This window comes from Neisseria sp. P0021.S007 (assembly GCF_051956855.1).
The window spans coordinates 1-519 of record NZ_JBQCXA010001194.1 but is presented as its reverse complement, the minus strand read 5'-3'; the positions used below and the strand labels follow the sequence as shown (position 1 = coordinate 519).

The window sequence follows — 519 nt, the reverse complement described above, 5'->3', positions numbered from 1 at the left end:
GGTTAACAGCATTGGATGTGCCGACGATGGTCAGGTAGGACAATACCAAGAAGCCGACTACACCAAGCGGCAAGGCAACTTGTTTGAAGAAGGGAACAATCAGGATATTGTTGGCAGAATTTGTCGCAAGGTAGAACAACGCCAAACCGGCGATAATGGCAACGCTGGATTGCCACACCATTTTGAATTTGGCAGACACGCCGTTAGGGTCCTTATAAACCACTTTGCGCCAGTCGTCGTAAAAACCGAGTGCGCCGGTAGCAAGCAAGACTCCTAAGAGAATCCAGATATAAGGATTTGCCCAGTTGCCCCACAAGATTGTGGACACGGTAATGGCGGTTAAAATCAGCGAGCCGCCCATGGTTGGCGTACCGTTTTTGATCAGGTGGGTTTGAGGTCCGTCGGTACGGACGGCTTGGCCGACTTTAAGCGCAGTCAGCTTGCGAATGGTCCACGGACCCAACAATAATGAAAATACCAGCGCAGTCAGCGCAGCCATTACGGCACGAAATGTGGTGT

At 51.1% G+C, this 519-nt stretch carries 1 pseudogene; it reads right to left on the bottom strand.

The features are described from left to right. Positions 1-519: pseudogene (locus ACTHUR_RS18240) on the bottom strand (phospho-N-acetylmuramoyl-pentapeptide-transferase); the annotation flags it as partial.